Source organism: Psychrobacter urativorans (assembly GCF_001298525.1).
GTDB lineage: Bacteria > Pseudomonadota > Gammaproteobacteria > Pseudomonadales > Moraxellaceae > Psychrobacter > Psychrobacter urativorans_A.
The window spans coordinates 1,255,491-1,278,742 of sequence record NZ_CP012678.1 but is presented as its reverse complement, the minus strand read 5'-3'; the positions used below and the strand labels follow the sequence as shown (position 1 = coordinate 1,278,742).

Annotated in this window: 17 protein-coding genes; 6 read left to right on the top strand and 11 right to left on the bottom strand. The window is 42.3% G+C overall.

The genetic code is table 11. The annotated features are described in order from the left end of the window. Positions 1-277: 277 nt before the first annotated feature. Positions 278-1,165, top strand: coding sequence for a neutral zinc metallopeptidase (locus tag AOC03_RS05515; protein ID WP_062534058.1), 888 nt, complete (start codon positions 278-280; stop codon positions 1,163-1,165). A gap of 179 nt (positions 1,166-1,344) precedes the next feature. Here the strand turns inward: AOC03_RS05515 and AOC03_RS05510 are convergent, their stop codons facing one another. The 3 genes from AOC03_RS05510 to trxA all read right to left on the bottom strand — a co-directional run bounded on the left by AOC03_RS05510 (position 1,345) and on the right by trxA (position 4,073). After that, positions 1,345-1,596: a hypothetical protein gene (locus tag AOC03_RS05510; RefSeq protein ID WP_062534056.1), complete on the bottom strand. Its 252-nt coding sequence runs from the start codon at positions 1,594-1,596 to the stop codon at positions 1,345-1,347. Positions 1,597-1,921: 325 nt separating this feature from the next. Further along, a complete protein-coding gene (rho, locus tag AOC03_RS05505) occupies positions 1,922-3,190 on the bottom strand; it encodes a transcription termination factor Rho (protein WP_055125334.1) in 1,269 nt (422 codons plus the stop codon). A gap of 556 nt (positions 3,191-3,746) precedes the next feature. After that, positions 3,747-4,073, bottom strand: coding sequence for a thioredoxin (gene trxA, locus AOC03_RS05500; RefSeq protein ID WP_062536521.1), 327 nt, complete (start codon positions 4,071-4,073; stop codon positions 3,747-3,749). Positions 4,074-4,440: 367 nt separating this feature from the next. Between trxA and AOC03_RS05495 the strand changes: the two genes are divergently transcribed. Continuing rightward, positions 4,441-5,154, top strand: a complete 714-nt coding sequence (locus AOC03_RS05495; RefSeq protein WP_062534054.1) for an RluA family pseudouridine synthase — start codon at positions 4,441-4,443, stop codon at positions 5,152-5,154. 79 nt (positions 5,155-5,233) lie between these two features. Here AOC03_RS05495 and AOC03_RS05490 read toward each other — a convergent pair whose 3' ends face one another. Then, positions 5,234-6,187: a D-2-hydroxyacid dehydrogenase gene (locus AOC03_RS05490; protein WP_062534051.1), complete on the bottom strand. Its 954-nt coding sequence runs from the start codon at positions 6,185-6,187 to the stop codon at positions 5,234-5,236. 353 nt (positions 6,188-6,540) lie between these two features. On the opposite strand from AOC03_RS05490, the gene rapA reads away from it, so the two are divergent. Together rapA and AOC03_RS05480 are read left to right on the top strand one after the other, a co-directional pair. Continuing rightward, positions 6,541-9,426 carry an RNA polymerase-associated protein RapA gene (gene rapA / locus AOC03_RS05485; protein WP_062534049.1) on the top strand — a complete coding sequence of 962 codons (2,886 nt, stop codon included), beginning with the start codon at positions 6,541-6,543 and terminating at the stop codon, positions 9,424-9,426. A gap of 357 nt (positions 9,427-9,783) precedes the next feature. Beyond that, a complete protein-coding gene (locus AOC03_RS05480; protein WP_062534048.1) occupies positions 9,784-10,686 on the top strand; it encodes an acyl-CoA thioesterase in 903 nt (300 codons plus the stop codon). A gap of 100 nt (positions 10,687-10,786) precedes the next feature. Here the strand turns inward: AOC03_RS05480 and mutY are convergent, their stop codons facing one another. The 6 genes from mutY to AOC03_RS05450 form a co-directional block, all read right to left on the bottom strand. Beyond that, positions 10,787-12,028, bottom strand: a complete 1,242-nt coding sequence (gene mutY, locus AOC03_RS05475; RefSeq protein WP_062534046.1) for an A/G-specific adenine glycosylase — start codon at positions 12,026-12,028, stop codon at positions 10,787-10,789. Between the two features lie 39 nt (positions 12,029-12,067). Next, the gene (locus AOC03_RS05470; RefSeq protein ID WP_062534038.1) at positions 12,068-13,492 is read right to left on the bottom strand and encodes a KAP family P-loop NTPase fold protein; all 1,425 of its coding nucleotides are present in this window, start codon (positions 13,490-13,492) and stop codon (positions 12,068-12,070) included. A gap of 34 nt (positions 13,493-13,526) precedes the next feature. After that, positions 13,527-14,483: a ribosome biogenesis GTPase YlqF gene (ylqF, locus tag AOC03_RS05465; protein WP_062534036.1), complete on the bottom strand. Its 957-nt coding sequence runs from the start codon at positions 14,481-14,483 to the stop codon at positions 13,527-13,529. Between the two features lie 182 nt (positions 14,484-14,665). Further along, positions 14,666-17,836 (bottom strand): DUF2339 domain-containing protein, encoded by a 3,171-nt coding sequence (locus AOC03_RS05460; protein ID WP_062534034.1) that lies wholly within the window; start codon positions 17,834-17,836, stop codon positions 14,666-14,668. Positions 17,837-18,032: 196 nt separating this feature from the next. Then, on the bottom strand, positions 18,033-18,824 hold the full coding sequence (locus tag AOC03_RS05455; protein WP_062534032.1) for an SDR family NAD(P)-dependent oxidoreductase: 792 nt from the start codon (positions 18,822-18,824) through the stop codon (positions 18,033-18,035). A 288-nt stretch (positions 18,825-19,112) separates the two neighbouring features. Further along, a complete protein-coding gene (locus AOC03_RS05450) occupies positions 19,113-19,850 on the bottom strand; it encodes a dienelactone hydrolase family protein (protein ID WP_062534030.1) in 738 nt (245 codons plus the stop codon). Positions 19,851-20,023: 173 nt separating this feature from the next. Between AOC03_RS05450 and AOC03_RS05445 the strand changes: the two genes are divergently transcribed. Beyond that, positions 20,024-20,605: a YcgN family cysteine cluster protein gene (locus AOC03_RS05445; protein WP_062534028.1), complete on the top strand. Its 582-nt coding sequence runs from the start codon at positions 20,024-20,026 to the stop codon at positions 20,603-20,605. A gap of 10 nt (positions 20,606-20,615) precedes the next feature. On the opposite strand, the gene AOC03_RS05440 is transcribed toward AOC03_RS05445, so the two are convergent. Further along, complete coding sequence (locus AOC03_RS05440) at positions 20,616-21,935, bottom strand: DUF4105 domain-containing protein (protein WP_062534026.1); 1,320 nt, start codon at positions 21,933-21,935, stop codon at positions 20,616-20,618. A gap of 265 nt (positions 21,936-22,200) precedes the next feature. On the opposite strand from AOC03_RS05440, the gene AOC03_RS05435 reads away from it, so the two are divergent. Beyond that, positions 22,201-23,100, top strand: coding sequence for an HlyC/CorC family transporter (locus AOC03_RS05435; protein WP_062534024.1), 900 nt, complete (start codon positions 22,201-22,203; stop codon positions 23,098-23,100). The last annotated feature ends 152 nt before the right edge of the window (positions 23,101-23,252 follow it).

The following is a 23,252-nucleotide window of genomic DNA, read 5'->3' as shown; positions in this document are numbered from 1 at the left end:
TTGCACGCATTCTATATCTTTTATTATGAAAAGAAAAGGCTTTGTACAATTAAGTAACAATAAAGTAATGAAGAATATTAGAAGCGCTCTTTTCGTTATATGTTTTAATACAATAAAAAGCAGAAGCAATTCGTATAATCAACATTAATCTCTATTATAACACTATTAATAACGAGTATCAGTAGCTATATAGCTTATATTAAATAGGTCGTTAGGATAACTAATCGGTCTACATAATCATTATATATTGATTGTACTGTATTTGAGGAAGCATATTATGAAATGGCAAGGTAGAGAAGGAAGCTCTAATGTCCGTGCGAGTGGTGGTGGCGGGAAAATGATTGGAGGCGGTATCGGCGGTATTATTATTGCTGGTATTCTATGGTTGGTATTTGGGGTAAATCCGATGACCGCGCTGCAGACAGGGCAGGTAATTGCTGGCGGTGGTAACAGTACTGAGCCTGCTACGAATAACGATCGCGATACCCGATTTGTTAAGGTCGTGCTTGGTGATACTGAAAGAGTATGGCATCAGGTATTTACAGAAGGTGGGCAAACTTATAAAGATCCCTCATTGGTATTATTCAATGGGCAAGTCAGCTCGGCTTGCGGTAGTGCCACTTCTGCCACAGGTCCTTTTTATTGCCCAGGTGATCAGACCGTTTATCTTGATACGTCATTTTTTGCAGAGATGCGCCAAAATCTGGATATCAGTGGTGATCAACAAGGTTCAGGCGATGCCGAAAACCAAGGTAAAGCGGGTGATTTTGCGCAAGCGTATGTTATCGCGCATGAAGTCGGTCATCACGTTCAAACTTTATTGGGCATTACTCAGCAAGTGAATGAAGCGAGTCGTCAAGTCACGCGTGCAGAAGCCAATAAATTATCAGTGTTGCAGGAATTACAAGCAGATTGTTTTGCTGGGGTATGGGCAAACCGTAATGAATCATTAGTAGAGGGTGGGTTTTTAGAACCAGGTGATGTCGAAGAGGCAATCAATGCCGCCAGTCAAATTGGTGATGATCGTCTCGCACAAGCTAGTGGTCGTACAGTGACACCAGATAGCTTTACTCATGGCACTAGCCAACAGCGTGTGCAATGGTTCAGCCGTGGACTTAAAAGTGGTAATGTGCAAGCCTGTGATACCTTTAGTGGTGCGTTATAGACTGTAGCGGTGCGTTATAGACAATGACGCCTTATAAAGCTCTTTTCTTAATAATTGAATTGATTATTGGATTCAAAAGTAAAGAGCATTAAAAAAGCCTACCCTTGCAAGGATAGGCTTTTTTGATTTTAAGTTTAAGTCTGATACATAAACCTAAATTTGAGCTATAACACTAGATATTAGTGCTTTTTATTATTGTCAAGAATATAAGCACCAGCACCGCCAACCGCAGCACCAGCAATCGCGCCACGTGCGATGTCTTTACTGTTGCCGCCACTTCTGATAAGTGCACCAGCAGCAGCACCAGCAGCAGTACCTTTAGCGGTGTTACTTAAGCCACTATTGTAGCCATAGCCATTAGAGTTACAACCAGTCATGATGATCGCAGAGCTAGCGATAACCGTCATTGCGATAGTTTTAGCAAATTTCATATGAGTACCTATATAAGTTAGAAAGTGTAAGTGATCAAAATTAATATACGATAGTATTTATAAGCAGCATATATTTATACTGTGTCTAATAATAAGCTATTCTGAAGGTTTTAGTCGTAGTAAAAACGCTAAGCTTTGCCAATATTATGTAATTGATGTTACTTGGCTGTGTCATTGGTAGTGGTTTTGCTTAGGGTTATTGTATTCATCTCGATAATACGCTAACGGTTTTTTAGGTTTAACGTAAGTATAAACTGAAAAACACATCAAAAAAGAGACAGCTATGAAGCTGTCTCTTTTTGACTGAATAAATGCTATGCAATAACTAGTTCTGTGATTTACGTTTCATTTGCTCAAAGAATTCATCATTCGTCTTCGCTTCTTTGAGACGGTCTAATAAGAACTCTGTGGCTTGAACGCCATCCATCGGCTGCAGCAATTTACGCAAAATCCAAACTTTACGCAGCTTATCTTCATCAAGCAAACGCTCTTCGCGACGAGTACCAGATTTTTTGATATTAATCGCAGGGAAGACGCGTTTTTCAGCCAAATCACGCTCAAGAGTAATCTCTTGGTTACCTGTACCTTTGAACTCTTCAAAGATAACGCTGTCCATTTTACTACCAGTATCAATCAGTGCACTGGCAATAATGGTTAAGCTGCCACCTTCTTCGACGTTACGCGCAGCACCAAAGAAGCGTTTTGGGCGCTCAAGGGCATTGGCATCCAGACCACCAGTCAACACTTTACCTGATGACGGAATCACGGTGTTATAAGCGCGTGCCAGACGAGTAATAGAGTCTAGTAAGATGACGACATCTTGCTTATGCTCGACCAAACGCTTGGCTTTTTCGATGACCATTTCTGCGACTTGGACGTGACGTTGCGGTGGCTCATCAAAGGTAGAGGCGACCACTTCACCACGTACAGTACGCACCATTTCCGTGACTTCCTCTGGGCGCTCATCGATGAGTAGCACAATCAAATAACATTCAGGGTTATTACGGGTAATGGATTGGGCAATGGTCTGTAGCAGCATTGTTTTACCCGCTTTTGGCGGTGCGACAATAATAGAACGCTGACCTTTACCAATAGGCGCAATTAGGTCAATAATACGACCCGTCAAGTCCTCAGTCGTACCGTTACCAAGCTCAAGTTTGAGATGCTCAGTGGGGAACAATGGCGTTAAGTTTTCAAAAATAAGCTTATGGCGTGAACGATCTGGCGTATCAAAGTTGATTTCACCAACTTTTAATAGCGCAAAATAACGCTCAGAGTCTTTGGGCGGACGAATAGTACCGGCGATACTGTCACCGGTTTTTAAGCTAAAGCGTCGAATTTGGCTGGGGCTGACGTAAATATCATCAGGACCGGCTAAATATGAGCCTTCCGAGGAGCGTAAAAAGCCAAAGCCATCAGGCAATACCTCAAGCACGCCATCACCGTAGATGGCTTCGCCGTTACGAGCATGCGTCTTTAGGATCGCAAAAATAATGTCTTGTTTACGGCTACGCGCCATGTTATCAAGACCCATTTCTTTAGCAATAGCCAATAGCTCAGCGATTGATTTTTTCTTTAATTCAGTTAAATTCATAGATAAGTCATTAGCAATTTATTGGGTAAGAACAGCCAGTAGCTGGATAACCCACGACATTGATTAAGATAACGGAAGTGTACCAATATGGGTATGTGTAACGAGTTGAGTTTTAGATAGCATTGATTTTTATATATCACATTATCACCGGCGGTACAAAATTACGGTAAAAGGATAAAAAATGAGTATAAAAAAAGCTACATAAGAGTCAAGGAACAGAACTCTGTATCATTAATTAGGTTTAGTAATTTTATTCAGTAGCTATGCTTAATAATGATAATTGTGTTTTGTAGTGCTAAACACGAGGAGAACAGCGACAAGACGCTTAGGAAAACTACTATTTTCTCTTGTCAGCAGACTATACGGTTTTCACGTCAGACTTGTCAATTATTTTTGCTAAAAAAGTCACATAATTCTCTTTTTATGCGGTAAATAAACAAATAAGCCGTTATTTATATAAAATAACGGCTTATGTTTACTCGTTCAGTGCAGTACTTAATACGTAATATATTATTATGTAAGCACTAATATTTGAGTTAAGTACTTATATATGTGCTTATAAATGCTTATCAAGAACCTTGGCTAGCTCATTTTTTGGCTGTAAACCCATAACTGCATCTACTTTTTCGCCACCTTTAAAGACGAATAATGTCGGGATATTACGAATACCAAAACGGCTGGCAGATTGTGGATTGTGATCAACGTCGACTTTAACGATTTTAACTTTACCTTGGTATTCAGTTGCCAAGTCTTCTAAAATAGGGGCAATGGCTTTACAAGGACCACACCATGTTGCCCAAAAGTCTACCAAAACGGGCACATCTGACTCTAGAACATCTTTATCAAAATCAGCATCGGTGGTATTTACAATAAGGTCTGACATCATTTTTCTCTCTTGTTGGGTCTTCTTTTTTAGCAAAAAAATGCAAGCACCGCTTACAGATTAATGGCGGTAAAGACGTTAGAATGGATATAATTTGCAATTATCTTACCATGTATTTTGGGTGTGAACGCTCAAAAACAGGTTAAATTAATCAACAATTACGTTTAGTACAATAAATCGAAATATAAAGTAACGCGCTGAGTACTCATCAGTTTAATGGTTATTGACTTCATTTCACGTGGTACTGAGTTCATCATGAAACTATTTTTAAATATTTAATATCTGCTTGGCGCATTATGCTGCGTAAGTATTTCTTTTTTATTTCACGCCGTATCAATTCAATTAACTTAATAATAAGTAGTCATTTATGCCGTTTTCCGATGCCGCAATAGCTGCTTTAAACCAGCAAGAAGCTCAGTATTCACCCGATTTTTTTAAGACATTTGCACAAGATATTACGGTTTATGAAGATGATGATATTTGGGTGGTTGATAAGCCAGCTGGGTTACTTAGCGTGGATGGTAAGACGCTAAAGGTGAGTTTATTGTCCCGACTTGAGCGCGCCAATCCGGCAGTAAAGCTGATTCATCGCTTGGATATGGACACTTCCGGACTGCTTATTTTTGCGAAAAATGCCGCCGCGCAAACTCATATCAGTAAGCAGTTTATTGAACGCTTACCGCAAAAAACTTATCAAGCAAGAGTTTTTGGCGAATGGGAAACGGTGGGCGCAAAGGGTAAAATATCAGTACCTGTACGTTATGAGCCTGAAACTAAGCCGCGCCATATTGTGGATTTAGAATGGCATAAACACGCGCTAACCTTGTATGAGATTTTAGCGCATGAAGATTGTGCAGGATATCAGGTGACGCGGGTGGCGCTCAAGCCGGTGACCGGACGCAGCCATCAGTTGCGTGTGCATATGGTGCATGTCGGTCACGTCATGATTGGTGACCCGATTTATGCAGAAGATGAAGCGTTGGTAATTGCGCCACGGCTCAATCTCCATGCACAGCAACTACGCCTGAAGCATCCGGTATTGGGTGCATGGATGGATTGGGAAAGTCCCATTCCTTTTTAATTGAGTACTTTGCTAACCCGCTCCATTTTAACCCATACTTTTTTAAACCATGCTTTCTTGAATCATGCTTTTTTAGAGATTATGACTTGGTTGCCTGATTATCAATAAAGGCGCTGACTTGCTGACTGAGCATTTGCCATAAAGTTTCTTGCGCACTTCTACTGCCCCACGCATTATGCGGGCTAAAAATAACGCGAGGATGGTCTTTCAACGTTAATAAAGGGTCATTAGTAATGATAGGCTCTTGCTCAAACACGTCGCTACCATAGCCGCTGATTTGCCCATTATGAATCGCGTCCGTTAAGGCTTGGCTATCGACAATACCGCCACGTGCGACGTTGACAAGAATGGGCTTTTTAACCATTTTGGCAATGGTGTCTTTATTAATCAAATGCTCAGTTTGCTCGTTTAATGGACAATGCAGGCTAATCACATCCGCACGCGCTAGTACCTCGTCAAACGCGGTATAGTCATCATTACGCGGTGTGCGCCCTTGATGCTCTGCCCATAAGACGGTCATGCCAAAGGCGCGAGCAATGTCAGTCACGCGCTTGCCAATTGTGCCAATACCAATAATGCCCAGCGTTTTATCTTCTAAATCGATAAGTGGAATATCGAGCAAGCAAAAATTACCATCATTCTCCCATGTACCATCAATCACTTTTTGATGATAATAAATGCCTGCACGCATCGCATTGAGCATCAGCATAAAGGTGTGTTCGGGCACGCTTTTGACCGCATAACCGGCGACGTTATATAACGCAATATCATGAGCAGCACAGGCTTCTTGATCGACATTATTCATACCGGTTGCCGTGATTTGAATCAGTTTTAACTTGGGCAATTTGGCAATCACCTCAGCACTAATTTTTACTTTATTGGTAAAAATAATCTGCGCATCTTGGCAACGTTCAATGATGAGTTGGTCGTCTTGTGGCGTGTCATTGTGGGTAATATAATTGCTAATCCCTGCTGGTGCGGGCAAGTCAATGCCTTCTGAAAACGTGCCTTTGTCTAAAAATACCGCTTGCATGTTATGTCCTTATTTATGATTTTTTATCTAATTTTTTTTATTGAAGTGAGTAGGTGTGTTGCATGATGTTGGGGCTTGCCTAATGTAGCATGACCCACAGAAAACAAAAACATGAGAGCAAAATTCAATTGACTGCTGATGTTAGCCATTTAAATGCTCTTGAAAAATCGACTTAACGTACGCATCTAGCTGCTAACGTTATATAATAGATAAGTTTTATTACTTTAATAACTGCGCTCATCGCTATATTCGTGATGTTCGTTTAAATAAGGTAGCATGACGTCTCTGATTACTGACAGAGCCGTGGTTGTTACCGCCTATTTTTATCATCTGAGTACAAAAGACATCGCCCTATGACTACTTCCGCTCCATTGCTCCATTCTGAATTCGCTGTTGGTCAACGTTATTTATCTGATACTGAGTCCGAGCTTGGCTTGGGTGTGGTCATCGATGTCGATGATCGCTGTGTGCATATCCTATTTCCACAAAGTGAAGAGACGCGCGTCTATGCGAAAAGCTCTGCGCCGTTATCACGCGTGGTATTTAAGGTAGGCGATAGCATCAGCGACCAACAAGGTCAGAGCCATATTGTCACTGCCGTCGATGAAGTGATGGGCGTGCTGAAATACAGTGTCGATGGTTATGAAAAAGGCATCATGGAAACGCGCCTTGCTGCTAATATTACCTTGGCAAAACCGCTTGAGCGCTTGCTTGCTGGGCGTATTGAGCGTGGTGATTGGTATGATTTGCGCCAAGATATCCTACGTATGCAAGCCGCACTTGCCGGTCATCCGTTAAAAGGTCTGATGGGCGCGCGTGTTGATATCATCGAGCATCAGCTTTATATCGCCCATGAAGTGGGCAAGCGTATCGCCCCGCGGGTGTTGCTTGCTGATGAAGTTGGCTTGGGCAAAACCATTGAAGCTGGTTTGATTATTCATCAGCAATTACTCACGGGTAAAGCGGAACGGGTATTAGTTTTAGTGCCGGATAGCTTGCAATATCAGTGGATGATTGAGTTGCGCCGCCGCTTTAATCTCAACTTTGCGCTGTTCGATTTGGTACGTACGGCAGCGATTAAAGAGCATGACCCTGAGCAAAATGTCTTTTTAACCGAACAATGTATTATTGCCGGTATGGATTTATTACTCGACCATCCTGATTTATATGACCAAGCGATGGAAGCGGGCTTTGATTTATTGGTCGTTGATGAAGCACATCATCTGCATTGGGATGAAGAACGCGGCGGCAATGATAAATATGATTTGATTGCCGATTTTGCCGAAGAAACTGCAGGGGTGATGTTATTGACGGCAACGCCTGAACAGTTGGGTACGCAAAGCCATTTTGCGCGTTTGCGTCTGCTCGATGCCAATCGTTTTGATGATTTAGATGAATTTATCGCGGGTCAAGATGCTTTTGCCGAAACGGCGGCGGTGGCTGGCGTGTTAATAGAAGATAAGCCCTTAAGTGAAGGACAAATTGCGGCATTATCGGGCTTGTTAAATATTAGCTTAGATGAACTTGCAGCGATTAACGACGATGAAAAATTACGTACTTATGCGCTCAATGAATTGCTCGACCGTCATGGTACAGGGCGCGTGCTCTTCCGTAATACCCGTGAAAGCGTCAAAGGGTTTCATGGGCGTAGCAGTCAGCCGTATCCCTTGCCATTACCTGAGGCGTGGAAAAATAGTTATCAGACTATAGGCAAATTACGCGAACAGCTATGGGGCGAAGAAAATCAGCCCGATGGTGGTTGGTTAGAAGATGACCCACGCGTACCTTGGCTGATTGATATTTTAAAAGGTGCATTAAAACATCAAAAAGTGTTATTAATTGCTCGTAGTGGCGCAACCGTTGAGAGTTTAGAGGCGGTATTACGTCTGCATGCGGGTATCAAAACCGCAATTTTTACCGAGCAAATGACGTTACTTGAGCGTGACCAAGCGGCAGCTTACTTTGCGGATAGTGAAGGCGCACAGATTTTATTGTGCTCGGAGATTGGTTCAGAAGGGCGTAATTTCCAATTTGCCAGTCAGCTGATTTTATGGGATTTACCGGCTAATCCAGATACGTTAGAGCAGCGTATTGGTCGCCTAGACCGTATCGGACAAACGCAGGAAATAACCTTGCATGTCCCTTATGTACAAGGTACAGCGCAAGAGCGTTTATATCAGTGGTATGACAGTGCATTAAACATTTTTAATAAAATCTCGCCAACCGCGCAAAACGTGCAAGAGGAATATATTGCCGAGTTAAAGCCACTACTAGAAGGCGCCGATACGGCAGATAATCGGACGATTTTGCAAGCCGTTATCAAAGATGCACTGCAAACACGCTTGGGGCTTGAAGCGCAACTGCAAGCCGGTCGTGACCGTTTATTAGAATATAACTCTTGCCGTCCACGGGTAGCGGGGCGTATTGCCAAAGCGATGCATGACTTTGATGGTCACAATGTGTTGCCACAGTTCGTTGAGCGCTTTTTGGCATCGGCAAATATTGAATATAGCGTCCAGCGTGATGGTTCATGGGTGATTGCGCCGGTAGACAGTACCGAGATTAGCGACTATATCGATGGCTTACCACTCGGTGACGATGACGGTATGACCTTATCTTTTGAGCGTAATTTAGCGCTGCAACGCGAAGAGATTGAGTATATTACCCATGAACATCCGCTGATGCAGGCGATATATGAATTGGCAACCACCAGTACTTTTGGTAATACCACAGTCGCGACGTTAAAAAGTGCGGCCATGCCGCAAGGGATGGTGATGGTAGAAGTAAACTTCCGCGTAGAAGCCATTGCACCCAAAATATTAAACCTACCTGCGACCTTACCGACACAAAATATCCGCGTCTTTATTAGTGAGCAAGGGACTGATTTATCCGCCCGTATCAGTGCAGATATGATTATGCCGCACGTTGAGCGTTTGGATAAAAACCGTGCACGCCAAGTCATTAAAGTACGTGGCGACGTCATTGAAACTCGCTATTATGAAGCAGAAGAGATTGCCAAAAAGCAATTGGCGGATATTGGTGAGCAGGCAAGTGACCGCTTTAGCCAGCAATGGTCACGTGAAATCAAACGTCTTAAACATCTGCAAACCATCAATCCTAACGTGCGTCCTGAAGAGATTGAGCGCCTAGAGCAATTACAAGCGCAAGGTGAGCAAGCCTTGGCAAGCCTGTCCTTAGTACCGGATTCTATCCGCGTATTGGTGGCAGTGAAGCCTTAACGCTTGTCTTGTGATGATAAAATGAGGTGTTCCTGTAGCGCCTCTTTTTTTATTTTAAATTTCTATTCATGATTTTTTAAGCTGATTTTAAGCTGTTATTTATGTCTGCTTTAATAGTCAGCATAAGATGTTATAACCTCGCAGTGGTCACTGGTCAAAGACTCAAATATTGGGTAAGATGTTTGCTTTTTATCAATAAACGCCTAAGGATAATCGTTTATTCACCCCGCAGTCATGGACGATTTTTCTGTTGATAATACGTTATTAACGCTAAATAATTTTTGCTATTCTGAACGGTATCGCACTGCTATCGGCGTGATATGGGGTCAGGGATAGAAAATAAGGAAACATGCTGTCATGTCTGATTACTCGCAACTGATCGACGAGCTACTTGCTACTGTCACGCTTATCGAAGTGAGCCCTGATGTGTTTGAGGGTAAAAGCCATGACTATGTCGGCGCGCGTATTTTTGGCGGGCAAGTACTAGCGCAAGCGATTATGGCAGCGGCGCATACGTTGCCAGAAGATAAGCCTTGTCACTCGTTACATGGTTATTTTTTGCGTGGTGGTGATATTGATCAGCCCGTTATTTATCAGGTGCGCCGTTTGCGTGATGGTCGTAGTTTATCCGCGCGTCAAGTGACAGCGATTCAATATAAGCAAGTGAAGGGTCAGCCGCCCGTTGAACAAGTCATATTTACGATGATGGCGTCATTTGCGCCGATGGAGAATGGCTTGGAATATCAAGAAGATATGCCATTTTATCCGCCGCCAGAAGATTTACTTGCCGAGCAAGAGTTAAAGGAAGAGTATGTCGGTAAAGTGCCGGACGCGCTCAAAGCACGCTTTATGCGCCGTCGTCATGTGGAGATAAAACCCGTCAAACCGCGTGATCCCATTCACCCTGAACCGATGAAACCCAAACAAGCCAACTGGCTGCGTATTCGTGAATTGGGTGCACAACCACAGGCGATTCAGCAGGCGCTATTGGCATTTTCATCGGATTTTTATTTGGTGGGTACTGGGCTGATGTCACATGGCGTCAGTTTTATGACCAGTGGGCTGCAAGCGGCAAGTATCGACCATTCGATGCATTTTCACCGTACTTTTGATATGAATCATTGGCTATTATATGACATGTGGAGCGATACCACCTCAAACGCGATGGGGCTCAATCATGGGCAATTTTGGCAAGATGGCAAATTGGTGGCGACGGTACAGCAAGAGGGCTTGATGCGTTTGCGTGTGTCGAAATCCTAATTACTATACTGTTATAGATAAAGAAAAAGCGACTCATATATATTTTGAGTCGCTTTTTTTATGTCTTTTATCAATTTTTTAAGCGGTTGAGTATAAAGGCTTATTCTAAAATCTTAACCATCGCTCGTGGTAATCCAAGGGTTGCCTGCGCATCAGCAGCGTTTAACCAATTGATATTAATCTCCGCCGCTTGTAAGGCTTCGGTCAATGCTTGCGATTGCTCATTATTCAAGATCAATGATTGCGGGGTTAAATACCAATGAAAATGGGTCAATGAATGTTTAATCGGTGCATCATCTAACAAGGTTTTATTGATGGGTGTTGCGACCAAGTTATTCTTATTCAGCCATGCATTAATAATTTGCTCAGCGGTCGTAAATTCGGCTTCGTAAACCTTTTCGTTACTTGCTACTTCTAAAGGTTTTTCATCAAGAATGTCTGTCTGTTTAGTGGTGGTTTTACCCTTAACGTTATCGCTGACTTTTTCGATAAACTCTAGCGGTAAGCTCCAAAGTCCGCCCCAAATACCACTATCAGGGCGTTGTAACCATAATATCTCGCCATCTACATTTTGAATCAGCAGCGCATTACTAAATTTACTAGGTTTGGGCTGCTTCTTGGCTTTTACTGGATAGTCTTCTTCGCGATTTTGCGCATGCGCTAGGCAATCGTTTTGGAGTGGACATAACGGGCAAGCAGGTTTGCGCCTTGTACATAAGGTTGCGCCCATATCCATCATTGCTTGGGCGAACAATCCGGAATTCTCTATTGGCGTTAAACGCTCCGCCAATGCCCACAGCTCTTTAGTGGTTGCGGACTTGGTGATATCGCCCTCAATAGCTGCCCAGCGTGTCAATACTCGTTTAACATTGCCATCACAAATGACGCCATAACGGTGCAAGCCCATCGCCATAATCGCGCCTGCGGTCGAAGGTCCCACACCTGCAATGGCTTCCCAGCCTGCCAAAGTTTGCGGAAAATCGCCAGTCTCATTAATCACGGCAACCAATTGCTTTGCGCCCTTATGCAAATTCCGCGCACGCGCATAATAACCTAGCCCCGCCCAATGCTCCGCGACCGTATTCCATTCTGCTGTAGCTAAATCTTGCACTGTCGGAAAGCTGTCCATAAAGCGCGCGAAATAAGGCAGCACAGTAGTGACTTGCGTTTGTTGTAGCATGACTTCAGATAGCCAAACGATATAAGGATTGGGCGTGTCGGTCAGGTGCTGTTGCCATGGTAGGTCGTGACGACCGTTGATAGCGAACCAGTCGAGTAGGCGCGGGGCGAAGGTGTCAAGATGGTCTTTGGTCTGTGTAAAAGCAATATTATTATCAGTCATTTTATTATGATATTGTTTAGTAGCTGCCTTATATATGGGCTATTTAACAATATCAAAGAGTAGTAAGTTATTTATAGTATGATCTATATATTTGTAAATATAACTTGATTCTATTACATGGTAAGAAGAGAAATTCACTTCATGCGTAAAATTGAATTTATTTAGTATAAGTTCTATTAACCTGCTAGATTCATAATCCATATTACCCTCATAGTTTGAAGTCCGAATAAATCTATCTTCTGTAAGGTTATGGAGTATTAAAAGAATAAGAAATTTTGTCGGGTATTGCTCTAAAATACTATTATCACTTGGTAAATTAATATCTTCGCAAGAACTAAAGCCTAAGATATCTGATGCTTGTATACTATTATCACGAATTTGCTCAAATAAATTTTTGTTAGCAATATATACAAATGATAAAAATACTATTAAAAGCTGCTCTACCTCTGGATTTCTACTTTTCGAGTTATCTTCAAATATAATAAGCGTTTCAATACAACGAACAATCTGTTCGATATTTCTTAATGATAAATGCTTAATCTCGGTAAATTTAGCAATGTCATAAATATAACTGCTATTCTTAAAATCTTCTGGTATTACTTTACTCACCTGAACAGCAGAATGAAAATAAGTGATATTATTTTCAGTATTACCGTTAGCTTCATCTTTACTGACGGTTGGCAAATTAATTTGATATTTAAAAAACTTATATAAATAATCGTGCGAATTGGTTTCGCTACCATAGCTATGCTTGATAGTAGCCTTTAGTTGTTCCACATTAGTGACCAAAATAATTTGCACATTTTTAACGTCGAAAACATGCTTAATGGTCTCTAACATCATGACTGCAAAATCAGGACGGCAACGGTCAAGTTCATCAATCAGTAAGATGATGGGATTAGTAGATGCAATATCAGTTAATGCGTCTCTTAATGTAGCTAGATTTTTTTCAGCTTCGACTTGGTCTTTTATTAATGATTCAAGAGATTGGTCAATAAGAGACTTAGAACCTTCTTTTATTTCATCAATACCATCTGCGAGTTCGTCAGGAATATCAGCAGCATATCTACCAAATGCAAAACTCAGTGTAGCTTTAATCCCTAAACCCGTCACTAAACGTAGATAAGGGATGGCGCTGGCGATAAAACTTTGACGTTTGTCATTGTTCTCACCATAGAAGCCAGCCACTTCTGCAATCAGTGTTAACAGTGGCTCATTGGCATGGTCAGCTTGAAAAGCATTAACATAGCCAACTTTATATTCATTGGAGTTCTCTGATTCAATAAGGTTTTTGAGTTTAAAGCAAAATTCAGTTTTACCTGTACCCCATTTACCATCAATGATTAGAGGTGAGACATTAATATCTGAGTCCAATAATTTAATGATTTTTTCAGCGATTGGCTTACGTGAAAACTCGTCTCTATCATCGAAGGTTAAGGCTTTCATTTCATTATAATCTGTCATCTTAACCCTCAAAACTATTTATAAAAACTCAAACCTACTTCCGATTCTTCCGCGTTTTTAAGCGACGTAAGCGTTTTTCTTCTTCCTTAGCCAGTTTCTTTTCCTCAAGCGCAATACGTTGTTCAGCAACGACAGCTTCTTCCGCTTCACGCATATCAGGGGTTTCCAGACTGATGCGCCCAATCGTACCACTGCGCAGCTCATTGACGAGGATTTCTGACATGCGGTAAATATCCACTATGCCACCTTTCTTCAATAACCCTCGATTGCGCCCTGCGATTTCAAAAAACGCCCCATCCGTCTTAGGCAGTTCTTCAATTTTATAACGCTCTTTTAACAGCTCAGGATACGCCTGCAATAGATATTCAGCGGTATAACCAGCAACATCATCAAAATCAAATGCCGTATCACGAATACCGCCCGTTGCCGCCAAGCGATAACCTGAATTGGCGTTTTCTACTTTTGGCCACAGCATACCGGGCGTGTCATAGAGCATGATGCCACCGTCAAGTTTAATCAGCTGCTGCGACTTGGTGACCGCAGGCTCGTTGCCCGTTCTGGCAACGGCGCGACCAGCTAAAGTATTAATCAACGTTGATTTACCGACGTTTGGAATACCCAAAATCATGGCTTTAATTTGTCTGCCTGTTTCAGCTTTATTGGGCATTAGTTTTTTACACAGCTCAATAATACGGTGTACATCTGCCGCTTTATTGTCATCAAAAGCCAGTGCTTTGACGCCATCTTCCTGCTCAAAACAATCCATCCATGCTTGCGTCATCTCAGGATCGGCAAGGTCGGCTTTATTTAAGATTTTAATCACCGGCTTGTCACCGCGCAGGGTGGCGACCATCGGATTTTCGCTGCTATAAGGAATGCGCGCATCGAGCACTTCGATAATCACGTCCATTTGTGGCATGATTTCTTTGACTTCATTTCGCGCTTTGTTCATGTGTCCGGGGAACCACTGAATATTCGCTCTCGTATCCATTTGCTGTTACAACCTTTTATTCATAAAACTTAATTATTGATAAAATAGAGTGCTTAAAGTAACAATGCGTCGCTTTAAGCAATGACGTTCAGTTTACTACATAAGCCATGTACTGATGTTAAAAAGTAAGGATGCTAAAAAGTGTTCACGCTACCATTTAGATTTGTATTCATGAGAAATGATTATTCAGCCTGTTTTACAGTCTCATCACGTGTTGGCGGTAAGGGGGCTAAATAACCAATCAATAAAATCAAACTGCCTGCACCAAGGAAAGAAATTACTCGCCAAATCGCTTCTGTCTGTGATAAATCAACCAACACCAGTTTTAACACCACAATACCCAATAAGCCAATGCCCATAAACCAAAGCGCGCGCTGCCAATAGCGACTGGCGATAATGGTCGCAACCAATGCCAATAGCGTCCATAAAATCGTCAGCCCCGTTTGCACTTGCTCGCTGTCCCATGCGTTGCCTGTACTGCCGTACAAATGACCAATCCATAGTGGCGTACCAATAAAGGCGTGCAGCGTTCTGACCAGCATACTAGAAACTATCCAAAAACCAATCAGCGCCAACACAATCAATAACGTGTCACTTTTGCGAATGGCGGTGAATAGATTTTGCTGTTGTATGCCACGTTGACGCAATAAATACACGCCCAGTCCGTAAAATACTACCAGCCATAACGTCACATCATATAAGTTAAATAATGGGAAATAAGGCAATCCCCAAATCACACCATCGTAAGTAAAGTTGGTAAAAATTACCCAGAACAAGGTTAATGGTACAAATATTTTGGCATTATTTAACAGCGCATTTTGCCAATTAAACCAGTAGAGCGTGCGCCCTGAAGAAGAATTTCCAGTCTGTTTGTCACTTTGCTGACGGTAGGTTAACCACAGACCAGCCAGCATCAGCGCAATAGGCACAAGAATAGTAACCACGCCTTTTGAATCAGGCAACTTATAATGCACCAATTCTGCCAATATGATAATGCCCGTGCCAAGCCAGCTGGCACTATCGTAGCTTTTTAACTCCGTACCGTTATGATTGTCGTTATTGGCAGTAGTATTGCTATTGATAGTATTGTCATGCCACGTTTTTAACCACAATTGCCCAAGCATTAGCCAGCCAATGACTAAGGTTGTAAATATTGACCAATAAAAGGTCGTCCATTGATAGTCAACTTCATATTTTTGTGGCAATTGTAATATCAGCATGGCATAAAAGAATAGCAACAAACCATGGCTAAATTGCCTGACCTCACGCCACGGACGGTATTGATTCACTGCATAATAAACGATAAGACTGGTCAATGTCGCCAATGCAATCAGCGCCGTCGTTGCCAATTGCCAACTAGCAAACCATTGATCAAAGTCGATGATAAGGACATACAGCAGCCAACCCATCGCGGCTAGCGTCAACAAGCGTATTAAAGCGGGACGTTGCCAAATGATTTTAAACGCTACACTTTGGCTATTGATGCTGGCAAGCCATTGCTGAGCTGCCGTTTCGCTGATACCCAATACTTTGGCATAATCTGGCAGTGCTTGATTGCGGGAAAGCTGATTATCAGTATTATTAATCAGCGAATTTTTTATGTTATTAATAGGCGAATTGCTGGCACGTAAAATAAAAACGCTGGCAATGGCACTGATGGCAGAAATCGTTAATGCGAGTGTTGGATAATAATCAAGGGCAATTACAAAGGTATCGGACAACATAGCAATACTTACCAGCTGCAACAACAATCCCAATAATACCGACCACGCCCGCAGAGAACGCCTGCCAAACCATACTAGCGCCAGTCCTTGTACCGACCAACCAAAAGCAATCCATTCTGCATTTAATGCCAACGGAATCACCAACGCTAAAAAGCCAAAACCTAATGCCAGCATCCCTTCTGTAATTAGCGCATAACGTTGACTACGCTGAATAAACGTCCAACCAAGTCCTAAATATACCGCCGCTAAAATCGCGCTAGTCATGGTTAAAGCGTGATTAATATCATGCAGTAACGCCGAAAATAAACCAAATGCTAATAAGGGTACAGAGAATAGGAGTCCGATATCAATGGGAAACACATAGCTTTCATGCTGATTTTTGCTATCAACAGTTTGCTCATTGTTGCTGGCGGTAAGGGCATTAACCGTAGCGTATTCATTGTCATCGTTATAAGCAATGATTTGCTGGGCGTAGCGGATGACCACAAATAAATATAGCAGCACATGTAGAGCTACGAGCAATACCAAGCTCCAGCGTTGATTATCAATTATTACCGTTAAATTTTCAGTCAGCCCCCAATAATATGCAAGCCCAAAGGTTACGCCTGCACCAAATAAATTCAGCACTTTCCACGGGCGATAATGAGCGATAACGGCAATGGTCACGTTTAATAACAGGTAATAGCTAAACAATGCCGTCAAGCTGCCCGTATCTTGACTGGTCAAAATCGGTGCAAAAAAGCCACCTGATAATGCCAATAGTGCTAAGGGAAACGCGTTTTGCCGCACGGCTAAAGCAACAGTGACTGCTGATAATATGCCAAGAGTAATAAAACTAGGTAAGCTGCTCATCACTTCATAAACGCTGTAAGCAAAAAAAGTGGTCAAATAAGCGGTTGCCAGTCCTGCGCCTTGTAACGTGATGCCATAGGCAAAGCGCTTGGGCACAAGCTTGAATCCCAAACCGGCAAGTGCCAATCCTGACACACCAATCGCTGACAACTTAATACCAATCGGAATTTCGATATATTCACTGAGTAAGCGTAATAACAACACCACGCCAACGAGTAAAACCAATACCCCAACCCGCACCACCAAATTACCACCCAAAAACCAATTTTGAATTGAGTGGAAAAGCGAGGTAACAATCGGAAATGAGCGTTCGTCAGGCTCTATCGGTGCGATGCTATTTCTATTATCTAAAGACTGGCTGTCAGGCACGAGGGGTTGAGTTGCAGGCGTCGATATAAAGTTAGGGGTTGAAGAATCTACCGGTAGCGGTGGCGGCATTGATTTTGCTGTCGATGAAACTGTATCTGCAATAGGTGCTTTGGCGTCAAATATACCTTGTACAGTAGTAGCATTTATAGAAGAAGTATTTCCCCCCACAGTAGAGCTATTGAGTGCACTATCGGCTACAGAATGAGTAGATAAGGAGTGTTGAAGAAGGCTTATATTTTCCTTTCGTTGCTTAGGCGTTTGGTGCTTCAGCTCGTTTTTTAACTGCGCCATATCCTGTTGCAATTGTGCCAGTTGCTGATGCAACCTAATATAGAGGACAATCATAATCACCAGCAAGGTGATAACTGCCAGCCAGCCTAAAGAACCCATCAAAAAATATAGCATCATCCCCACTCAGTCTGTCCGTCCATTGAGTGATAATGACGCTATTTAACAATAAATACAACTTTATCAGACCGAGTCATTAGAAGGTTCAAGGCTCGTATGCGCATAAGCCTCTTTAAATATAGTGATATAAAAAAGCATACGGTAGGATAAATTCTACCGTATGCTCATTGGTTACTATTTCTAGGGGTTTCCATAACTATGAAGTAGGCATTTTAGTTTTATAAACGCCGCCACCATTGACGGTCAGCTCAGTACCTGTAATCCACGACGCTGCATCACTTAGTAAAAATGCCATGGCATAAGCGATATCTTCTGGTAGACCGCGCCTTTTGAGCACGATACCTTTGACTACATTATCTATCATTTCTTGAGTATAGCCTGCCTCTTCAGATGAGGCGCCATTATCTACCGTTCCAATAATTAAAGAGTTAAAGCGCACTTCAGGTCCTGATGCTACCGCCATACTTCTGACCATATTTAGCAAACCCGCTTTGGCAGTGCTGTATTCAATAAATTCTGGCGATGGCGTATTACCGACCATAGAGCCTGAAAATACCACAGAAGCATTATTTTCTTTCTTTAAATATGGCATACATAAACGGGTTAAATTATAAGCACCTAAGGTATTAAGCTTATAGGCGTCAACCATTTTTTCGGTATTAGATTCCCATAATGGGGTATTCGCGCCCCAACCAACGTTATTCACTACCGCAGATATGTTGCCAAATTTTTCTATCGTGGCAGTGACCAAGGCTTCAATTTGAGTCTCATCGGTAAAGTCAGTTTTCATGCCTAAGGTGGCATTACCTGTTTCTTTTTCGATATCCACCGCAATTTGCTTCACTTTGTCTTCATTTAAATCAGCGAGAACAATATTACCGCCGAGTGAGCTTAAAAAGCGTGCTGCCTCGCTACCGATAGCGCCTGCTGCACCGCTAATAATGATCGTCTTATCGGTAAAGTCATATAATTCTTGAATGGTTTTCATAGCTTCTACCTTATTATCGTTTAGAGAGTGATTAGGTTAGAGAGTTGCTGATTTATTAAGTTAGATAATGATTAAGCAGTTATTCTCATTATATATTAGCGTTTCAATTCCCTACGGCTAGTAAGCTTTTGTAGCGGTTTAATAATAGTAATGAATTTCCATACAGACATAAAAAAGCAGAGTAAGACATGCTTACTCTGCTATCAGTTTTTCGTAACGGCGAATGGTGATAACTATTTGTCATTTTTAACCAAAACCTGAGTTTAGATTTAAAAATATAGCCTGTAATTAGCCTAAATTCTCTTTCATAAACTCAAGCATGTTTTCCCAACTTTGCTTGGCGGCGGCTTGGTTATAGCCCAAATCTACGCCGTTTTTGGCTGCGCGCTCATCTGCTTGTGGGTTGGTAAAACCGTGCTTAGCACCATCATAAACATCAATAGTGTAGTCGACATCGGCAGCATCTAGCTCTGATTTTAGACCTTCTATCGCATCCATTGATACCATCGAGTCATCACGCCCATGAGCGACCAATACCTTAGCAGTGAATTTCTCATCGGCAGGCTGCTTAGGTGATGGATTGCCGTGGAAAGTAGCCACTGCTTTTAATGGCATGCCTTCTCGCGCCATATCGAGAACGATTTTGCCGCCAAAACAAAAGCCGATTGCGCCTAAGTTGTCACCATCAACGGCAAGCTGGTCACTGAAATCATTAAGAATTAAACGGCAGCGTGACATCAGCATGTTTTGATCGGCTAATACTTGCTCCATCCACATATTTGCTTGTGCAGCATCTGATGTTAGCTTGCCTTCACCATAGATATCCATTGCCACCGCTGCATAACCCGCTTTTGCTAAGCGTTCGGTAACATTTTTTGGATGCTCGACTACGCCCCACCATTCTGGTGCGACTAAAATACCGGCGACGGGCTTGTCGTCTGCAGCATTGTCTGGTAATGCTACGTAGCTGATAAGCTGAACGCCGTCATCTGTGGTGCTGATGAGCTCAAAGGTCTTAATTGACATAGTGTTGTCCTTTTTATATTTGAAGTTTTCTAGCATGAGTATTATTGATTTAGCTTTATTTATAACGCTTAGTTTGCTTACCCGTACTACCATAACGCCCAACTTAGTCAAAAACAGCTATAATACTGTAACGCTCGTTACCCAAATTTATCTGCCTACCGTTAAGAAAATATATGAATTTAAATTTTTTACAATCTACTCGTACGCCTCAGCCAAGCCCGTTGACTGCGTCCCAAGCAGAAGGCAACAGTCAAGCCAGTATCCAGTCGGACCAGACCGAGTTGCGCGAGCAATTCTGGACGCGTTTTACGCTCGATAAGTTGACTAATAATGAGTGGGAAGCTTTATGTGATGGCTGTGGCAGTTGTTGTTTGATTAAATATATCGACGAAGATGAAGATGGCAACGTGGATGAAAGTCTGGTCGAGTATACCGATGTGACCTGTCAGCTTATGGACTGCGCGACGGGCTATTGCAGGCATTATGCGACACGCCAAGAGCACGTACCAGATTGTATTCAACTGACGATTGATAATCTGCCTAACATGATTTGGCTACCGTCGCACTGTGCTTATAAGCGCTTGTATAAAGGGCAAAACCTACCAAGCTGGCATTTATTATTGACCAAAGATGCGGTGGCAACTCAGCAACAAATGCGTGCTGCCAATGTCGGTGTGGCAGGGCGCTGCGTGACTGAAATCGGTATGGATGATGAAGAGATGGAAACGCGCGTAGTAAATTGGGTAAAACCTTAGTTCGTATTCTTTAGTTGGGATTAACGCGTATGGCATGGCGGTCAGCCAGCGGTGGAATCGGAATACCTTGGCGAATTTGCATTGAAAACTCACTGCCATGAATATTGTTACTGTTATTAAAGCCTTTAACTTTAGGATTGATGTGCGCGCGCTCATACCATGTATCCATTGACCATGATTGAGCGTTGTTCGCAGACTGAGTGTTGTTTTGAGGACTGGCATCAAGCATGCCTAAATCATAAAGATAATTTGGCAGCCAACCGGATACCCAAATGCGATAATCCCACGGCAGCCGCTCACCGCTGACGACACGTGCCATATAAAAAATAATATTGGTACAGTTACTGGTCAACGTGTTGTACCACGCGGGTTCGGCGTTGAGTTCATCAGCAGCGGTTAAGTAAGACTCAAATAATGATTTGACTTCGCGCTGTTGAAGATGGCTGACAGGAAATAAATAGACTTGTTCACCGCGCGCATTACTCCGCGTATAAATAATATCACGCTCTTCTGCGGCAATTAAACTCAGCTCATAACGTTTAAAAAATCCGCCCAATGCCGAAAATGACTCGCCATTTTCTTTACGTATTTCTAGCGAAAATGACAGCGGTCTATCATCTTCAAAACGAAAACTCACCAAAGTATGAGCAATTAACGGTCCCATCCAGTATGAGTTAATCACATCAACGCCGGACAGTTTACTCATATCGACCGTGCGCGTCTCCCAACGCTCGGTCGCATCGTCACCACTGTGCCAATCAAAATTACGCACATTATTAAAAGTCACCAAATCTGAGTTATTGGCATCGCGCGTGTACGACAGCCTCTCGCCAACTTCTGGTTTCCAATCACGCAGTTGTTGCGGGGCGATAGAAATAAACCAGCCAAGACCAATAACCCAAACGCCAATATATAATCGTGCCAGCCATTTGGTGGCTTTATTAATAATGGTGTTTTTATCGCCAGTATTTTTATCGACAGTATGGTTATGAGTAAGGTTTTTAGTAAGAGGGGGTTTACTGGTAAATGATTTATTAAAGATTGCATTAGTGACGCGCTTAGGTAAGTAGCGCACACTTAATAATGCAGTCAATAAACTCACAATCACAATCGTTGTCAGCCAAGTAACCGTCGCATGGGCGCCAAATTGATACCAAATTGCCATCAGTAACCAAACGGCAGATAATACCAAGGCGAGCGCGATAAAAAATTGCACAATATAATGTCGCCATTTGTGGTGCTGGCAACTGCCGTTTTTATGGCGAATGGCTATATTGTGAGAGTTGGTACGCGTCGATAATAAGCGTGAAAAAAAAGAGCGAGGGAACATAAGTGCCGATTAAGTAAATATAGATTTTGACCATAGCAAAATTTATAACACGCTGACAATACAATTTGGATAAATTTGTCGTTGAATGTCGAGTAAGCTTGCGATAAAGTGAAGCTAATTTAGTTTGCACTACTGGTTTTAAGGTAAAATTTATCCGGGATTTTTATTTACGATTGCCTATTTTTATTGAAACCTTTTATCGAAAACTTTTATCCCCATTTACTATTTTTCTTATCATTAATTAAAGAGGTTAACTCACACCACCATGTCTGACGACACTCCCAGCCCGAGTAGTTGGTCGATGCGCGGCTTAAAACGCTGGCTATCGACCGCCCCCGAAACCCGTGATGAACTGATTAGCTTGGTACAACAGTCACGCCAGTTTTTAGAACCTGATACCGTTGATATGTTAGAAGGCGTGCTTGATTTACCTGCGACCCAAGTTCGCGAAATCATGACTCCACGTCCGCAAGTGATAGGGTTGCACGAAAGCACCAGCCTTGCAGAAGTGATGGATATCATTCTTGAGACCACCCATTCGCGTTATCCCGTGTTTGATAGCCAAGATGATGATGCCGTTATCGGTATCTTACTTGCGAAAGACTTGATACCGCTCTTAGTGCATATGGTGCGCGACGAAGACGATAAAATTAATAGTAAACGCCTAAAAGATTTGGTGCGCCAGCCACTATATATTAGCGAAACGGCGCGTTCTGATACCTTATTACGTTCACTACAACGCACCCAAGTTCACATGGCAGTAGTAGTCGATGAGTTTGGTAACTTTGCTGGCATCGTGACGATGGAAGATTTACTCGAAGAAATTGTCGGCGATATCGTTGATGAACACGATGATTTCGATGAAGACAGTGATATTAATAATATCGTTGTGCATCCAGAAAAGCCCAATACGTGGTTGGTACAAGCCTCTACGGTTATTGAAGACTGTAATGATGAGTTGGGCAGTCATTTTGATGATACCGATGTCGATACTATGGGCGGGCTTGTGATGCAAACGCTGGGTCATGTCGGCGACTTGGAAGGGGAAAGTATAAAAATAGATGATTGGCAGATTACGGTGACCGATGTCGAAGGGCGATCTATTCATAATTTAGAATTGACCAAGACCGATCCTGATAAGCAATTATTAATCGGTAGTCATTAGGCTTCTATTTTAATATATTCGTTGGCTTAAATAATAAAAACACGATTGCGGTCGTGTTTTTTATGGCTTAAATTTTTATAAATGTAGGGTTAAAGACTTGCTGTTCAAGGAGCGCAATTTTTTCCATTTATTGATACAGACTGTTATCATAG